This window comes from Geobacillus vulcani PSS1, from assembly GCF_000733845.1.
In the GTDB taxonomy this organism is placed as follows: domain Bacteria; phylum Bacillota; class Bacilli; order Bacillales; family Anoxybacillaceae; genus Geobacillus; species Geobacillus vulcani.
This window is the reverse complement of the sequence record NZ_JPOI01000001.1, coordinates 32,291-48,526: the sequence shown is the minus strand read 5'-3', so window position 1 is coordinate 48,526 and position 16,236 is coordinate 32,291. Positions and strand designations below refer to the sequence as shown.

Sequence of the window (16,236 nt, the reverse complement as noted above, 5' to 3'; positions counted from 1 at the left end):
GGCGCCGTGAAGGCCGATTTGTGTGATCGTTATCATCTGGGAAAGAGAAGACCCCACTTCCACGCGTGAGCGTACATGCACCCGCCATGGGGCAGGTGTTCTCAAGAATCTCCCACCTCTAAGCGTACGCGTAGGCGGGAGGGCGTTCAATCCGACAGCCGATGGCTTCGATAAGGGAGATGGGCGGCAACAAAAGGCCAATACGGGAACGAAGAAAAGGGGCTTGCCTCGTGAGGCAGCCCTTTGCTGTTGTTACGAGCGATTTTTTTTCGCTTGTTTCGCCGTATCCACGCTGTCTTTGGCCATTTCTGCCTCCGCCTTGGAGACGGTCGGGTTGGCTACTTCTTGGCTCACCTTGTTTTGTCTCCCTTTGTTCGACATGCGATCCCCTCCTTTCGGCCAGTTTCGCTCCGCTTGCCGTATGCCCGCAAAATGCTGTTTAGTTCGCTGCTATGTTTGGTCGGAATTTGATGGCGGGCCCGGTCAATGAACACGATATCTGCATGTGGCACATAACGTTGGAACATAGCGATATATGGCTGGATGTAGCGATCGCGTGCTCCATAAATAAGGAGCACGGGCAAGCGGAGGGAAGACAGTTGTTTTGTGCATCCATAAACAAGCCCAGCCTGGTACATGGCGCTTAAATCCCGTTTATTGGTCAGCCGCGCGTACCGCCGCAACAGTTGCCATTCACGCCAGTTCGTTTTGTGCCCCCAAGCAAGAGCCGACGCAAGCAGCGGGATGGCCCCAAGTTTTGCGGCGGAGATGCCGAGCAAAAACTCGCTGAGCAAAAGCGGGGTGCACACTTCCGGAAACCCGCCGATCAAAACGAGCTGTTCGACATGCTCGGGATAGCGGAGCGCGAAGTCGAGCGCAATGGATCCGCCGTTTGAGTAGCCGCAAATGATGGCTCGCCGAACGCCGAGGGCGCGGAGCAATACGGAAATATCGTCAGCAAGCAGCGGTACGGTGATCGGCCCATCTGACGAACTGCTTCGCCCGTTTCCACGCATATCATACAAAATAAGGCGGAAATGGCGGGCGAGCGGTTCTTGGCGGCAAAAAACGGCATGCCCCATTCCTGGGGGATGGATGAACAAAAGCGGTGTTCCTTCTCCTTTTTCCTCGTAGTAAAGGCGGACTCGTCGGTTGATCGATACGTATGGCATATTCTTTCCTCCCTCCCAGCCCTCTTATTAGTATGTCGAGAAGAGCGGCGCCCCATCCAAAAAAACGTCATTGAGAGCGATGGCCCGTCCGGTTTATAATTTAGTCTGCATAGGTCAACGGCAGACGATGGGTACGGAAAGGAGGGAGCTTGATGGAACAGCCATTTCGCGTCGAAAAAACGCTCAACAACAACGTGTTAATCGCTTCCCATCCGGCATATGGCGAAGTCGTTTTGCTCGGCAAAGGAATCGGTTTCGGCAAAAAACGGGGGGATGAGATTGCCAAGAGCGCTGTGGAAAAATGTTTTGTCCTGAAAAATGAACGCGAACAAGAGCAATATAAAAAGCTGCTTCCGGAATTGAGCGAAGAATTCATCGCTCTCATGAGCGAGGTGGTTCAATATATTCAGCAACGCGTGGGCGCGCCGCTCGACGAGCACATCCATGTGGCGCTGACTGACCATATCGCTTTTACATTAAAGCGGCTCGAACAGGGGCTTGATGTCAAAAATCCGTTTTTGGCGGAGACGAAAAGCTTGTATCCGTTGGAATATGAAATTGCCAGCGAAGTGGCTCGTATGATTGAACAAAGGCTTGGGATTGTGCTGCCTGAAGGGGAGGCAGGCTTTATCGCCCTTCATATTCATAGCGCGATTTCCAAACAAAGCGTGTCGGAAGCCAATCGTTATTCCCAGCTCATCGCTGATCTCGTGAAAATTGTCGAGCAGCAGCTTGGCGTGGAAATCGATCGCGAGAGCATTCATTATTTGCGGTTTGTCCGTCACTTGCGCTATGCGATTGAGCGGATGAAAAAAGGTGAAAAAGTCGAAGAACCAAAAAATTTGTCGAAAATCTTGAAGGAAGCGTATCCATTATGCTATAATCTAGCATGGAAGTTGGTCAAAGTCATGCAGCAAACGCTTCATCTGCCGGCGGACGATGCCGAGGCGGTCTATTTGACGTTGCATTTGCAACGGTTGGCGGAGAAAAAGAACAATACAACTGCATAGGTTGTCTCGCTTTACGTGTTACTGACTCGATCAGGCATGAGTAAAGAGGGCAAACAAGGCGGCAACAGCTGCGAATCCATTTAGGCGCTGTTGTAAGCGTTCTTTTTGCCTCTCTTTAGTCATGCCTTTTTTATTGCGCCAGCTTCCTCGAAGCGCCCGCTCCATTTTCGGTACATGAATCGGCTGTTTGCTGCAAAACTTAAGAAAAGGAAACTAAAGGAGGTTATGAAGATGAAACGAGCGTTTGGCACGTTGCAAAAGGTCGGGAAAGCGCTCATGCTGCCGGTGGCGATCTTGCCGGCGGCCGGGATTTTGTTGGCACTTGGCAACGCCTTGAAAAACCCGGCGCTTACTGACAAAATTCCGGCGCTCAAAGCCGACTGGATCGTGCTCATTTCCAACGTTATGGAGCAAGCAGGCGGCATCGTCTTCTCCAACTTGTCGCTCTTGTTTGCGGTTGGTGTGGCGATCGGCCTTGCCGGCGGGGACGGGGTCGCGGGCTTGGCGGCGATCATCGGCTACTTGATTATGAATGTGACGATGAGCGTGATCTTAGGCGTGACTTCCGATATGATCGGCGCCGATCCGTCGTACGCCAACATTCTCGGCATCCCGACGCTGCAAACCGGTGTCTTTGGCGGGATTATCGTCGGGATTTTGGCCGCATACATGTACAACAAATATTTCAATATCGAACTGCCGCAATATCTTGGCTTTTTCGCCGGCAAGCGGTTCGTGCCGATCGTGACGGCGGCGTCCGCAGTCGTGCTTGGCATTATCATGACATTCGTTTGGCCGCCGATTCAGCACGGGTTAAATGCGTTCTCGCACAATATGATTGATGCGAACAAAACGTTGGCCGCGTTCATTTTCGGCGTCATCGAACGGGCGCTCATTCCGTTTGGGTTGCATCATATTTTCTATGCACCGTTTTGGTTTGAGTTTGGTGAGTACGTCAATAAAGCCGGGCAAGTGGTCCATGGCGATCAAAAAATCTTTTTCGAGCAACTAAAAGACGGGGTCAAATTGACGGCCGGCACGTTCATGACCGGGAAGTTCCCGTTTATGATGTTCGGTCTCCCGGCAGCGGCGCTCGCGATCTACCATGAAGCGCGGCCGGAAAACAAAAAAGTCGTTGCCGGCATCATGGGATCAGCCGCGTTGACATCATTTTTGACCGGGATTACCGAGCCGATCGAATTTTCGTTCTTGTTTGTCGCCCCGGCGCTGTTTGCCATTCACTGCGTCTTTGCCGGCTTGTCGTTTATGATCATGCACCTGTTAAAGGTCAAAATCGGGATGACCTTCTCCGGCGGGGTCATTGACTTCTTGCTGTTTGGCGTTCTGCCAAACCGGACGGCATGGTGGCTCGTCATTCCGGTCGGCTTGGCGTTTGCCGTGATTTATTATTTCGGATTCCGCTTTGCGATCCGCAAATGGGATTTGGCGACGCCGGGCCGGGAAAAAACGGTCGAGGAAGCACCGAAAGCCGAGGCAGCCGCCGCTGGCGATCTGCCGTACGAAGTGCTCGCCGCCCTTGGCGGAAAGGAAAACATCGAACATTTGGACGCGTGCATTACGCGTTTGCGCGTTTCGGTCCATGATATCGGCCGGGTCGATAAAGACCGGTTGAAAGCGCTCGGCGCTGCCGGGGTGCTTGAAGTCGGCAACAACGTGCAAGCCATTTTCGGCCCGAAATCAGATATGTTAAAAGGGCAAATTCAAGACATCATGCAAGGAAAAGCGCCGGCAAGGGCGGAAGAGAAGCCGAAAACAGCGGCCCCGGAAGCTGCGAAGTCCGAAACGATCGCTTCGCCGATGTCCGGAGAAATGGTTCCGCTTGCTGAAGTGCCGGACCAAGTGTTTTCGCAAAAAATGATGGGCGACGGCTTCGCGGTCATGCCGACGGACGGCACGGTCGCTTCACCGGTTGATGGCAAAATCATCAATGTATTTCCGACGAAGCACGCCATTGGCATTCAGTCGGCGGGCGGGCATGAAATTTTGATCCATGTCGGCATCGACACGGTGAAGCTGAACGGCCAAGGGTTTGAAGCGCTTGTCAAGGAAGGCGATGAAGTGAAAAAAGGGCAACCGATTTTGCGCGTCGACCTTGATTATGTAAAACAGAACGCGCCATCGATCGTCACGCCGGTGATTTTCACGAATCTCCAAGCTGGCGAAACGGTGCGCATCAACAAACAAGGCGAAGTCGTCCGCGGCGAAGACGTCGTGGCGATCCAATAAATCGTTTTTGGCGGCGGAGAGGGGCCAAGCATTTTCCGTTGCCTCTCCGCACCTGTATTTGATATGATGGCAAAGAAAAATTGTAGAAAAGGGGATTGATGAACGATGGCAGAAAAAACGTTCAAAGTTGTTTCAGATTCCGGCATCCACGCTCGTCCGGCGACGATTTTGGTGCAAACGGCGAGCAAATTCAACAGCGAAATCCAGCTTGAGTACAACGGCAAAACGGTGAACTTGAAATCAATCATGGGCGTCATGTCGTTAGGCATTCCGAAAGGGGCAACGATCAAAATCACGGCAGAAGGGGCCGATGCGGCAGAAGCAATGGCGGCGTTAACCGATACGTTGGCAAAGGAAGGCCTTGCAGAATAATGGAAAAGACGATTCATGGCATCGCCGCTTCAAGCGGCATCGCCATCGCCAAGGCATACCGCTTGGAAACGCCTCATTTGGCGGCCGAAAAACGAACGGTCGCCGACGTCGAGGCGGAAATTGCGCGGCTTGAGGCGGCGGTCGCCAAAGCAAAAGAAGAGTTGGAAGCCATCAAACAGCATGCCTTAGAAAAGCTAGGCGAAGACAAAGCCGCGATTTTTGCCGCTCATTTGCTTGTGCTTGACGACCCAGAACTGCTGAATCCCATTAAGGAAAAAATCAAAACGGAACAAGTGAATGCGGAATATGCGCTCCATGAAACGGCATCGTTTTTCATTTCCATGTTTGAAGGCATGGACAATGAGTATATGAAAGAGCGGGCCGCCGATATCCGCGATGTAACGAAGCGCGTCCTCGCCCATCTGCTCGGTGTCACGATCTCGAACCCGAGCCTCATTTCTGAGGAAGTCGTCATTATCGCTGAAGATTTGACGCCATCCGATACGGCGCAGCTGAACCGTCAATATGTGAAAGGATTTGCCACCGACATCGGCGGACGAACATCGCACTCGGCCATTATGGCCCGCTCGCTCGAGATCCCGGCTGTCGTCGGCACGAAGGCGATTACGGCGGAAGTGCAAAACGGCGACATTGTCATCGTCGATGGGCTTGACGGTCAAGTCGTCGTCAATCCGTCGCCGGAGTTGCTTGCGCGTTATGAAGAGAAGCGGGCTCGCTATGAGGAGCAAAAAGCGGAATGGGCGAAACTCGTCCATGAGCCGACGGTGACGGCCGACGGCGTCCACGTCGAGCTGGCGGCCAACATCGGCACGCCGGACGACGTGAAAGGAGCGTTAGCCAACGGGGCGGAAGGGATCGGATTGTATCGGACGGAGTTTTTATACATGGGACGCTCGGAGCTGCCGACGGAAGATGAACAGTTTGCGGCCTACAAAACGGTGCTTGAACAGATGAACGGCAAGCCGGTTGTCGTCCGAACGCTTGACATTGGCGGCGACAAGGAGCTTCCGTATCTGCATTTGCCGAAAGAGATGAACCCGTTTTTAGGGTTTCGAGCCATTCGCCTTTGCCTGGAAATGCAAGACATGTTCCGCACACAGTTGCGCGCCTTGCTTCGGGCGAGCGTGCACGGCAATTTGAAAATCATGTTCCCGATGATTGCGACGCTCGATGAATTCCGCCAAGCGAAAGCGATTTTGCTCGAAGAAAAAGAAGCGCTTCTCCGCCAAGGCGTCCCGGTCGCCGATGGGATTGAAGTCGGCATGATGGTGGAAATTCCGGCTGCCGCCGTCATGGCTGATCAGTTTGCGAAAGAAGTGGACTTTTTCAGCATTGGCACAAACGATTTAATCCAATATACGATGGCGGCCGACCGGATGAATGAGCGCGTTTCGTATTTATATCAACCGTACAATCCAGCAATTTTGCGGCTCATCAGCCACGTCATCGACGCTGCCCATCGCGAAGGAAAATGGGTCGGGATGTGCGGAGAAATGGCCGGCGACCCGATCGCCATTCCGATTTTGCTTGCCCTTGGCCTGGATGAGTTCAGCATGAGCGCCACCTCGATTTTGCCGGCGCGCGCCCAGTTGAAACAGCTGGCGAAAGAAGAGGCGGCCCGCATCAAAGAGACGGTGTTGTCGCTCGGCACCGCCGAAGAGGTTGTAGCCTTTGTCAAACAAACCTTCTTCCTTGCTTGAGCGAAAGCGTGGCGGCATTCGTCGCGCTTCTTTTTTTGTCTTCGTTTACGCCAACAGGGGGGCAGACGGTGCATAGCCATATCGCTGGCGAACGGTGAGCGAAAGGCCTAACGCGATCGCTTTCGCCATTTGGTAGACAACGTGCAAATTCGTGTACGGAAGTGCAGTGATATCAGCCGTGTCTTCCATCATAACGCCCATGATGCTGAGATCGCCGATCGATGGAAGGGAATGGCCAAGTCCGGTGCCGGGGGCGAGCGCGCCGGGGCGAATGGCGATCGTATGGACAAACGGTCGCGGGCCGACGATGCTGTCAACGGCCAGCACATAGGAATTCGGATTTTTGAGCAACTGTTGATGTACACGCTCAATGTTCGTGGCGTCGACCGGACGCTTAAGCGTGCCGATCACCGTCAAATGATCGGGATAGGCGTTTTCAAGCAACGTGCCGACAAACGGGCCTAAACTGTCGCCGTTAATGCGGTTGCTGCCGATGCAAACAACGGTCAGATGGCCGATGTGCGCCGGCAGCAAGGAAAACAGTTCATTGCGAATCAGCAAAGGGGCGAGTGGATCGCTGTAGGGAATCGGTCTCATCGCTTACGAGTCCTTTCCGTCTCTGTTCTCGCTTTCTTATTCGCGACCGCTGCCGGCGATTCCTTTCTTTTCAGGATTGAAAATTTTTCCCTATGTTTGCTTAAACGGATTGCGCCACTCCATTAACACAGCATGGTTGAGCGATTCTTCGTCTTCTAAATAGTTGCGGACAATCGCAAGCGGTGTGCGCCCGCAGCGAAGCAAAAACGTAATGACCGGGTCTTTTAATTCACCGGCCGTCACTTTGCGAATGTACTCTTCCGGGGACAGTTCGTTCGCATAGCGGTGATAACCGGGCATCCGTCCGCCGCCGAGCAGCCGGTCGAGACCGAGATGAACGACCACTTCATACATCGACTGCATGAGCCACTTGCCGAGGCCGAGTTTCCGGTACGGCGGCGAGACGCAAATGTCAACGACATACAGCGTGTTGCCGTCCGGGCGATGGTTGCGAATATAACCGCCGTCGGTTATTTCTTTCCATGTATGGTCGGCATGGTTCGGGTCAAAGTCGACGATGAGCCCGGTCATGGATCCGACGATGCGCCCATCGACTTCGACGCATAGCGCTCCTTCGGGAAACAAGGTGACATGGTTTTCAAGCTGCGCCTCGTTCCACCATAGTTCGGACGGAAACGGAGGCGGAAAGCTTTCTTGCTGCACGCGGATGAGGGCGGAAAAATCGCTTTTCATATAGTTGCGGATGACGGCTTGCCGCGGCGTGTCGCCGTCAAAGACGTATAGCCGTTTCTTGTACACGCCGATCCCCCTTTCGTTCGTTTTACCTTCATCATAACCGAAACCTAGAAAAAACGCCAAGAAAAGGTCCATCCAAGAGGAAACCGACCGTTTGCCGATGGGGTGCGGAAAAGTTAGCACGAACTGCTCTCCACCACGGGATGAACATGACCGCTTGCCAGCGGGATTTTTGCAGAAAAGTTCCATGGGCAGCGCGATCTGACCTTCACTCAGGGATGAAAATCACCGCTTGCCGACGGGGGTTTGCAGAAAAGAAAACAGCCGCTGTTAGCGGCTGTGGCCGTGTTGTTTAACGTATTCGCTGATCAATGCTTCGATCTGCTGTTCGTCTGGCTTTTGGCCGTGAAACGGAAAGACGATTTCCTCGATCCATTCACCGTCACGGTAGACGTGCAGCGCCCCTTTTTGCAACAGAACGCTGTATTCGATCTCAAAGCGATATCCTTCGTGTTCGATGGCCCCCATCATCCTTTCACCTGCCTCTAGTTTATTGTCCCGCACACGGTGGCCCTCTATGTATGAATTAAGAAGCTAATCCTATAGACGGAGGACGATTGTCCTTTTATAATGAAACATAGTTCGACAAAAAAGAGGAAACAGAGGGGAGAAATAGCGAGTGTTTCGAACGTTGCGCAGCAAATTGATCGTCTTGATGGCCTTATTATTGATCATCTCGTTGGCGGCGACGCAGCTCATCGTTGTTTGGCAAACGCAACGGCTTGTTGACGCTGATGTGAAACATCGAGCGCAGACGGCGCTTGACGGATTGCTTGGCGATATTCGCGACAGCTTTCAGAGCGAGGAAAACAGCTTAGTGCAGTTTAGTGAATCGCCGTCCGCCTTGCAGATGGTGAGCGATGAAAAAGCGTGGCCGCAGATGGAAAAGCAGTTTCGTACGTTTTTGCGCCTGCATGAGAATGTGCAATTTATCTATATTGGCACCGAGCAGAAGAAAATGTACATCACGCCGATGACAGAGCTCCCAGACGGATACGATCCGACGAGCCGACCGTGGTATAAAGAAGCAATGAAACGCCCGGATGAAGTCGTGTGGACCGAACCGTACGTCGATGCCATTACCGGCAAGAACGTTGTAACGTTGGCCAAGGCGGTGAGTGAAAACGGCCGCATTGTTGCGGTCATTGGCATCGACATGACGCTCGATACCGTGACGAGAATTGTCAATGCGAGCGACGTCGGCTATCACGGATACCCCGTGCTGTTTGATGCGAAAGGGACGGCGGTCGTCCATCCGCAATACAAAGGAAAAAATATGGCGAAAAATGCGACGGTCCGCTATATGCTCGAGCATAAAAAAGGGATGCGGGAATATGAACTAGACGGGGAACAACGGGTCATGTATTTCACTACCATTCCAGAGCTCGGCTGGAAGGTCGGCGCCGTCTATAAAGAAGCAGACTTAGCCGCCATGAGCCGTTCCATTGGGAAGAACATGCTTGTCATTACCGTCATTGCGCTCGTTGTAGCGCTTGTTGCCGTCTATTTCTTGGCGCGTTCGATCACAAGGCCGATTGCCGCGCTGCAAGAGCAAGTCGAAAAGGCGGCGGGCGGCGACTTGACGGTGCAAGCGCGTGTCACTGCCAAAGATGAGATCGGCCGCCTCGCCCGCCACTTCAATGACATGATCGACCATATGCGAATGCTGATCAGCGAAGTGAACCGCTCGGTCAATGAATTGGCCGCTTCCGCTGACCATTTGAGTGCTGTCTCGGAAGAAACGATGGCCACAAGCGAACAAGTGGCGAAAGCGATCGGCGAAATCGCCAAAGGAACGACCGATCAAGCGGGAAGCCTCGATACGATCAATGAGCGGACGACGGCGCTGTCGCAGCAAATCGAAGCGGTCACGAATGCGACGGCTGGCATGGAGTCGCTTTCCAATGAGACGAAAAGCGCCAGCTATGACGGCTTAGAGCATTTAAACATCTTGCAGAAAAAATCAGAGGAAGCGAAAAATGAACTCGAGTCTGTAGAAAATGTCATTAACGACCTTGTGAAAAAGATGGATGAAATTGACGGCGTCATTCAAACGATCACGGCTATTTCCGGACAGACGAATTTGCTGGCGTTAAATGCCAGCATCGAGGCGGCTCGGGCTGGCGAGCACGGCAAAGGGTTTGCCGTTGTCGCCGATGAGGTGCGCAAGCTGGCCGAACAATCCGCGAAAGCAACGGAGATGATCCGGGCGACGATCGCTGCCATCCAGCAGCAAGCCGGGTTGGTGATGGAGGCGGTCGGCCGCTCCAAGCAGGCGTACGACGAACAACGGGAAGCAGTGCACACAACCGGCGATTCATTTGTCAAAATCACTGGCATGATGGAGCAAGTGGCCGCTGCGCTTGCTGAGATTATGGAGGAAGCAAAGCGGATGAACGCGAGCAAAGACGATGTCGTCGGAGCGATGCAAAACATCGCTGCCATCGCCCAACAAGCAGCGGCAGCGGCGGAGGAAGTGGCCGCTTCGGCCGATGATCAACTGCAGGCGCTTTCGACGGTGACGGAGTCGGCGGAGACGTTGAGCGAAATGAGCCGGCAGCTGAAACAATTGGTGGAGAAGTTCAAGATTTCGTAAAAAACAGAAGGCGTCCTGGCGGCAGCGCAGGACGTCTTTTTTATCATCTCCCGCCGAGAAGCCTCCCACTTCCACGCGATTGGCGCGTAAGTGGGGGGGATGAAGGCCGGTCAGCGTTTGCTGAAAATCATGGATGTTCCATCGCAGAAAGGTCACGATCTTTTTTTTCTATTCATACAATGAGAATGAGTGAAATTTTTTCAGCTTCTTCATCGATTTTAGTGGGCGATAGTGCTAAAATAAACAGTGAAAACGTTTATACCGTTATTTTGCTGCGCGTTCGGGAATAGTGGCAGCTACATGAGGAGTTTCACGCATAGCTGTTGCCGATCCCGAGCGTTGCGAAAACGAGGTGGAGGTTTTTTCACGATGGCAAAACAGACGAACTACGCTCAACCGTGGAGCCAGTTTTACGGGCCGAACCTCGGTTATGTCATCGAAATGTATGAACAATACCTCGATGACCCTAACAGCATCGACCCGGAACTGAAGCAACTGTTTGAACAGTGGGGGGCGCCGGTCTTGGAAGAACCGGTTTCTCCTGCGGATGACGAGGCAGCCAAAACGCATCAAACGTTCCGGTTGCCGGAGACGCCGACGATTTTCAGCAAACTTGTCGCTGCCGTCAAGCTGGCGGACAGCATTCGCCATTACGGTCATCTCGCTGCCGATACAAACCCGCTTGTCAAAACGAAGGAAAAGCTGCGCCGCTTGGAGCTTGACGAATACGATTTAACGGAAGAGGATTTAAAGCGTATTCCGGTCGCGTTTCTTTGTCCCCACGCTCCGGCTCATGTCAAAAACGGCTGGGATGCCATCCTGCATTTGCGCAAAATTTACACGGACAAAATCGCGTTCGAATTCTCGCAAGTACATAATCTCGAAGAGAGGAACTGGCTCATTCAGCAAATCGAGTCTGGAGCGTATTACCCGAGCTTGGCGAACAAAGAGCGGGTTGCATTGCTGCGTCGCCTGACGGAAGTGGAAGGGTTTGAAAAATTCATCCACCGGACGTACGTCGGGCAAAAGCGGTTTTCGATCGAAGGGCTTGATGCCATGGTGCCGCTTTTGGATGAACTCGTCCGCCAGGCGATCGAACATGAAATCGACGCCGTCAACATCGGCATGGCGCACCGCGGCCGGTTGAACGTGCTGGCTCACGTGCTCGGCAAGCCGTACGAAATGATTTTCGCCGAGTTTCAGCACGCGGAAAGCAAAAACTTTATTCCGTCCGAAGGGTCAGTGGCGATCACGTATGGGTGGACAGGGGACGTGAAATATCACTTGGGGGCGGCGCGCCGCTTGCGCAATAAGAGCGCGCATACGATGCGGATTACACTCGCGAACAACCCAAGCCATCTCGAAGTGGTCAACCCGGTTGTGCTTGGCTACACGCGCGCCGCGCAAGAAGATCGGACGAAACCGGGTATGCCGGCGCAAAATACCGATGCGTCGTTTGCCATCTTGATTCACGGCGACGCAGCGTTCCCGGGACAAGGGATCGTCGCGGAAACGCTCAACTTAAGCCAGCTGCGCGGCTATACGACCGGTGGCACGATCCATATCATCGCCAACAACATGATCGGCTTTACGACGGAAAGCTACGATTCGCGCTCGACGACGTACGCTTCCGATATGGCGAAAGGGTTTGAGGTGCCGATCGTGCATGTCAACGCCGATGATCCGGAAGCTTGTCTGGCGGCGGCGTGTTTGGCCTTTGCCTACCGCCAGCGGTTTAAAAAAGACTTTGTCATTGATCTAATCGGCTACCGCCGTTTCGGCCATAATGAAATGGATGAACCGATGGCGACGAACCCGACGATGTACGCGATCATCAACCAACATCCGACCGTGCGCCAGCTGTATGCGCAAAAATTGATGGAAAAAGGGATCATCACCGAGCGGGACGTCGAGGAAATGGAGCAGGAGGTGGCTGAACGGCTGAAAATCGCTTACGAGAGGGTGCCGAAAAACGAAGACGAGCTTGATTTCATCATGGATCCGCCCAAACCGGTCGTCGATCGGCTGCCGGAAGTGAAAACGGGCGTGGCAAAAGATGTGCTCCATCGTGTGAACGAAGAATTGCTGCAGTTTCCGGACGGATTCAATGTCTTTACCAAGCTTGAGCGCATTTTAAAACGGCGAAGCGGCGTGTTTGCGCAAAACGGCAAAGTCGATTGGGCGCATGCGGAAATTTTAGCGTTCGCCACGATTTTGCAAGACGGCGTGCCGATCCGCTTGACCGGACAAGATTCGCAGCGCGGCACGTTTGCGCAACGCCATTTGGTGCTCCATGACGTGAAAACCGGAGAAGAGTATGTGCCGCTTCACCACATCAGTGGGGCCAAAGCGTCGTTTGTTGTGTACAACAGCCCGCTGACGGAAGCCGCCGTGCTTGGCTATGAATACGGCTACAACGTTTACGCGCCGGAGACGCTCGTGCTTTGGGAAGCGCAATTTGGCGACTTCGCCAACATGGCGCAAGTGATGTTTGATCAATTCATTTCATCTGGCCGAGCGAAATGGGGGCAAAAATCCGGGCTTGTCATGCTCTTGCCGCACGGCTACGAAGGGCAAGGGCCTGAACATTCAAGCGGCCGCGTCGAGCGGTTTTTGCAACTGGCGGCGGAAAACAACTGGACAGTCGCGAACTTATCGACAGCGGCGCAATATTTCCACATTTTGCGGCGGCAAGCGGCTTTACTGAAACGAGAAGAGGTGCGCCCGCTCATCATCATGACGCCAAAAAGCCTGCTCCGTCATCCACTTGCCGCATCGGATGCGGAGGCGCTCGTTGACGGCGCGTTCTCGCCGGTGCTCGAACAGCCGGGATTGGGCGCTGACGCCGGCAAAGTAGAACGCATCGTGTTTGGCACCGGCAAATTGATGATCGATTTGGCGGAACAAATCGGCAAAATGGAAGGGCTCGACTGGCTGCATCTCGTGCGCATCGAAGAGCTGTACCCGTTCCCAGAGGAAGCGGTGAGAGACATCATCGCCCGCTATCCGAACGTCAAAGAGATCGTCTGGGTGCAAGAAGAACCGAAAAATATGGGCGCTTGGACGTACATGGAACCGCGCCTGCGGGCCTTGGCCCCCGACGGCGTCGATGTCAGCTATATCGGGCGGCGCCGGCGGGCGAGCCCGGCGGAAGGCGATCCGGTCGTTCACCGGAAAGAGCAGGAACGCATCATTCGTTGCGCATTGACGAAGCATGAGTGACGACTACGGAACATTTGAGGAGGGCATCAACGTGGCTGAGATCAAAGTCCCAGAATTAGCAGAATCCATCACGGAGGGAACGATCGCCCAATGGCTGAAAAAACCGGGCGACTATGTGGAAAAAGGAGAATCGATTTGCGAGCTTGAAACGGATAAAGTGAACGTGGAAATTATGGCGGAAGAGTCGGGCGTTTTGCAACAGCTGCTGGCCAATGAGGGCGATACGGTCGCGGTTGGCCAAGCGATCGCCATCATCGGCGAAGGAGCGGCGGCCGCTCCTTCGGTTGCTCCGCAGCCGGCCGATGAACCAAAACCGGCTGCGCCGGTCAACCAAGGTGAAGAGACGGCGCCGCAGCCAGTTGCCGCGGTCCAAGTTTCCGGGCAACGCCCGATTGCTTCGCCGGCCGCTCGAAAAATGGCGCGCGAAAAAGGCATTGATTTGACCCAAGTGCCGACCGCCGATCCGCTCGGGCGCGTGCGCAAACAAGATGTCGCTTCATTTGCCGCCCAAACGGCCGCCGCACCCCAGCCGGCTTCGCAGGCCGCCCCGGCGTCGACGCCGGCCGCCGTTCCAGCCGCTGAGGCCGGCAAGCCGGTCATTCGCGAAAAAATGTCGCGCCGCCGGCAAACGATTGCTAAACGGTTGCTGGAAGTGACGCAAACGACCGCGATGTTGACGACGTTCAACGAAATTGATATGTCCGCGGTCATCGATTTGCGCAAGCGGAAAAAAGATAAATTTTTCGAAGAGCATGACGTTCGCCTTGGCTTTATGTCGTTTTTCGTCAAAGCGGCTGTCGCCGCGCTGAAAAAATATCCGTACGTCAACGCGGAAATTCAAGGCGATGAAATTTTGTTGAAAAAGTATTATGATATCGGCGTTGCCGTGTCGACGGACGAAGGGCTTGTCGTTCCGGTTGTGCGCGACTGCGACCGGAAAAGCTTCGCCGAAATTGAGCGCGACATTGCCGAATTGGCCGCAAAAGCGCGGAGCAACAAACTGTCGCTCGCCGATTTGCAAGGCGGCACGTTTACGATCACGAACGGCGGTGTGTTCGGCTCGCTTCTGTCGACCCCTCTTCTCAACGGGCCGCAAGTCGGCATTTTAGGCATGCACGCCATCAAGTTGCGCCCGGTCGCCATCGATGAAGAGCGGATTGAAAACCGGCCGATGATGTACGTTGCTTTGTCGTACGATCACCGCATCATCGACGGCAAAGAGGCCGTAGGGTTCTTAAAAACGGTGAAAGATTTGATCGAAAATCCGGAAGACTTGCTGCTGGAAAGCTGATTAGGAAGGAAAAGAGGAGCCTGCGATGTGCGGGCTCCTTCTTTTTCGCCGGCCATGGCAAGCTGGTGAATGATTTTCCTTGTCTTACGGAAAACTACTGGAAAAAAGGAGGAGATTCGATGCCAGAGCGTGGACGAAACGATCACCCGCACATGTTTTACCGTGACGGCGCCCGCGAAAGCGCCATCAACGATGCGACCGCTGACGGCGCCGAGGCGATTGGGGTGCGGACGGACGCTGACCCGATGCAGGCAGCCAATCCGAATCCGTTCCACGTCGACTGTCTGAACATTGAGGATGAGATGAAACGATTTCAGTCGTTTTTTGAACAGAAGTGATTCGCCAGGCGGATCACTTTTTTTCGCTCGCCGAAAGAAGGAAAATGGCGAATGAAGGCGAATAAAAGTATTTAACATGATTTCTTTTGTTGGAGGGATTCGTATGGAACTTGGATTGGCGGGAAAAACGGCGTTGGTCGCCGCCTCAAGCCAAGGGCTCGGCAAGGCGATCGCCCGGGCGCTTGTGCTCGAAGGGGCGAACGTGATGATCACGAGCCGAAGCGAAGAAAAACTGCAGCAGGTTGCTGAGGAGCTGAACGGTTTACATAAGGGGCGCGTCGCTTATACGCGCACAGATGTCACCAACGCCGACGACATTCGCCAGCTGGTCGCCAAAACAGTGGAGACGTTTGGAACGATCGATTTGCTCGTCAACAACGCTGGCGGCCCTCCGGCGGGAACGTTTGAAACAGTGAGCGACGAAGACTGGCAACATGCGTTCGAGCTCAATTTATTGAGCTATATTCGCCTCATTCGCGAAGCGCTCCCTTACTTAAAGAAAAAGGGAGGAAAAATTGTCAACATCGCCTCATCATCGATTAAAGAGCCGATTCCGGGACTGATTTTATCCAACACGTTCCGCACTGGCATCGTTGGACTGACCAAAACGCTTGCTGTGGAGCTCGCTCCGGATGGCATTTTAATCAATACGGTGGCTCCTGGTCGGATCGCGACGGAGCGCGTCGCCTTTTTGGACAAAGTGAATGCCGAGAAACTAGGCATTACGAAAGAAGAAATGGAAGCGCGCATGAAAAGCGCCATTCCGCTCGGCCGCTACGGAACCCCGGAAGAGTTTGCCAATGTCGTCGTCTTCTTGTTGTCCGAAGCGAATTCGTACGTTACTGGTCAAGCGCTCATTGTCGATGGCGGCATGGTGAAGGCGATTTAAGGCCAACCGACAGGAGGGGAGACCG

At 53.8% G+C, this 16,236-nt stretch carries 13 protein-coding genes; 9 read left to right on the top strand and 4 right to left on the bottom strand.

The window, feature by feature from the left end:
- Positions 1 to 350: 350 nt before the first annotated feature.
- Positions 351 to 1,172, bottom strand: a complete 822-nt coding sequence (locus N685_RS0100245; RefSeq protein ID WP_031404803.1) for an alpha/beta fold hydrolase — start codon at positions 1,170 to 1,172, stop codon at positions 351 to 353.
- Positions 1,173 to 1,324: 152 nt separating this feature from the next.
- Between N685_RS0100245 and glcT the strand changes: the two genes are divergently transcribed.
- The 4 genes from glcT (at position 1,325) to ptsP (ending at position 6,522) form a co-directional block, all read left to right on the top strand.
- Positions 1,325 to 2,182 (top strand): glucose PTS transporter transcription antiterminator GlcT, encoded by an 858-nt coding sequence (gene glcT / locus N685_RS0100240; RefSeq protein WP_031404801.1) that lies wholly within the window; start codon positions 1,325 to 1,327, stop codon positions 2,180 to 2,182.
- A gap of 231 nt (positions 2,183 to 2,413) precedes the next feature.
- Positions 2,414 to 4,429 carry a glucose-specific PTS transporter subunit IIBC gene (gene ptsG / locus N685_RS0100235; protein WP_031404799.1) on the top strand — a complete coding sequence of 672 codons (2,016 nt, stop codon included), beginning with the start codon at positions 2,414 to 2,416 and terminating at the stop codon, positions 4,427 to 4,429.
- Between the two features lie 105 nt (positions 4,430 to 4,534).
- Positions 4,535 to 4,801: a phosphocarrier protein HPr gene (locus tag N685_RS0100230; protein WP_011230496.1), complete on the top strand. Its 267-nt coding sequence runs from the start codon at positions 4,535 to 4,537 to the stop codon at positions 4,799 to 4,801.
- A complete protein-coding gene (ptsP, locus tag N685_RS0100225) occupies positions 4,801 to 6,522 on the top strand; it encodes a phosphoenolpyruvate--protein phosphotransferase (protein WP_031404793.1) in 1,722 nt (573 codons plus the stop codon). Before N685_RS0100230 ends, ptsP begins: the two co-directional genes overlap by 1 nt.
- Before the next feature lie 45 nt (positions 6,523 to 6,567).
- On the opposite strand, the gene yyaC is transcribed toward ptsP, so the two are convergent.
- The 3 genes from yyaC to N685_RS0100210 all read right to left on the bottom strand — a co-directional run bounded on the left by yyaC (position 6,568) and on the right by N685_RS0100210 (position 8,343).
- Complete coding sequence (gene yyaC / locus N685_RS0100220; protein ID WP_031404791.1) at positions 6,568 to 7,119, bottom strand: spore protease YyaC; 552 nt, start codon at positions 7,117 to 7,119, stop codon at positions 6,568 to 6,570.
- Between the two features lie 90 nt (positions 7,120 to 7,209).
- A complete protein-coding gene (locus N685_RS0100215; protein ID WP_031404789.1) occupies positions 7,210 to 7,878 on the bottom strand; it encodes a GNAT family N-acetyltransferase in 669 nt (222 codons plus the stop codon).
- A gap of 267 nt (positions 7,879 to 8,145) precedes the next feature.
- Positions 8,146 to 8,343, bottom strand: coding sequence for a YbxH family protein (locus N685_RS0100210; protein WP_031404787.1), 198 nt, complete (start codon positions 8,341 to 8,343; stop codon positions 8,146 to 8,148).
- A gap of 151 nt (positions 8,344 to 8,494) precedes the next feature.
- Here N685_RS0100210 and N685_RS0100205 point away from each other — a divergent pair, with 151 nt between their 5' ends.
- From N685_RS0100205 to N685_RS0100185, 5 genes are all read left to right on the top strand, one after another.
- Positions 8,495 to 10,471 carry a methyl-accepting chemotaxis protein gene (locus tag N685_RS0100205; protein ID WP_031404785.1) on the top strand — a complete coding sequence of 659 codons (1,977 nt, stop codon included), beginning with the start codon at positions 8,495 to 8,497 and terminating at the stop codon, positions 10,469 to 10,471.
- Positions 10,472 to 10,840: 369 nt separating this feature from the next.
- Positions 10,841 to 13,693, top strand: a complete 2,853-nt coding sequence (locus N685_RS0100200) for a 2-oxoglutarate dehydrogenase E1 component (RefSeq protein WP_031404782.1) — start codon at positions 10,841 to 10,843, stop codon at positions 13,691 to 13,693.
- Between the two features lie 31 nt (positions 13,694 to 13,724).
- Complete coding sequence (gene odhB / locus N685_RS0100195) at positions 13,725 to 14,984, top strand: 2-oxoglutarate dehydrogenase complex dihydrolipoyllysine-residue succinyltransferase (protein WP_031404780.1); 1,260 nt, start codon at positions 13,725 to 13,727, stop codon at positions 14,982 to 14,984.
- 119 nt (positions 14,985 to 15,103) lie between these two features.
- Entirely contained in the window at positions 15,104 to 15,322 is a 219-nt protein-coding gene (locus tag N685_RS0100190) for a hypothetical protein (RefSeq protein ID WP_031404779.1), read from the top strand.
- A 103-nt stretch (positions 15,323 to 15,425) separates the two neighbouring features.
- Positions 15,426 to 16,211 carry an SDR family oxidoreductase gene (locus tag N685_RS0100185; protein ID WP_031404777.1) on the top strand — a complete coding sequence of 262 codons (786 nt, stop codon included), beginning with the start codon at positions 15,426 to 15,428 and terminating at the stop codon, positions 16,209 to 16,211.
- Positions 16,212 to 16,236: the final 25 nt, after the last annotated feature.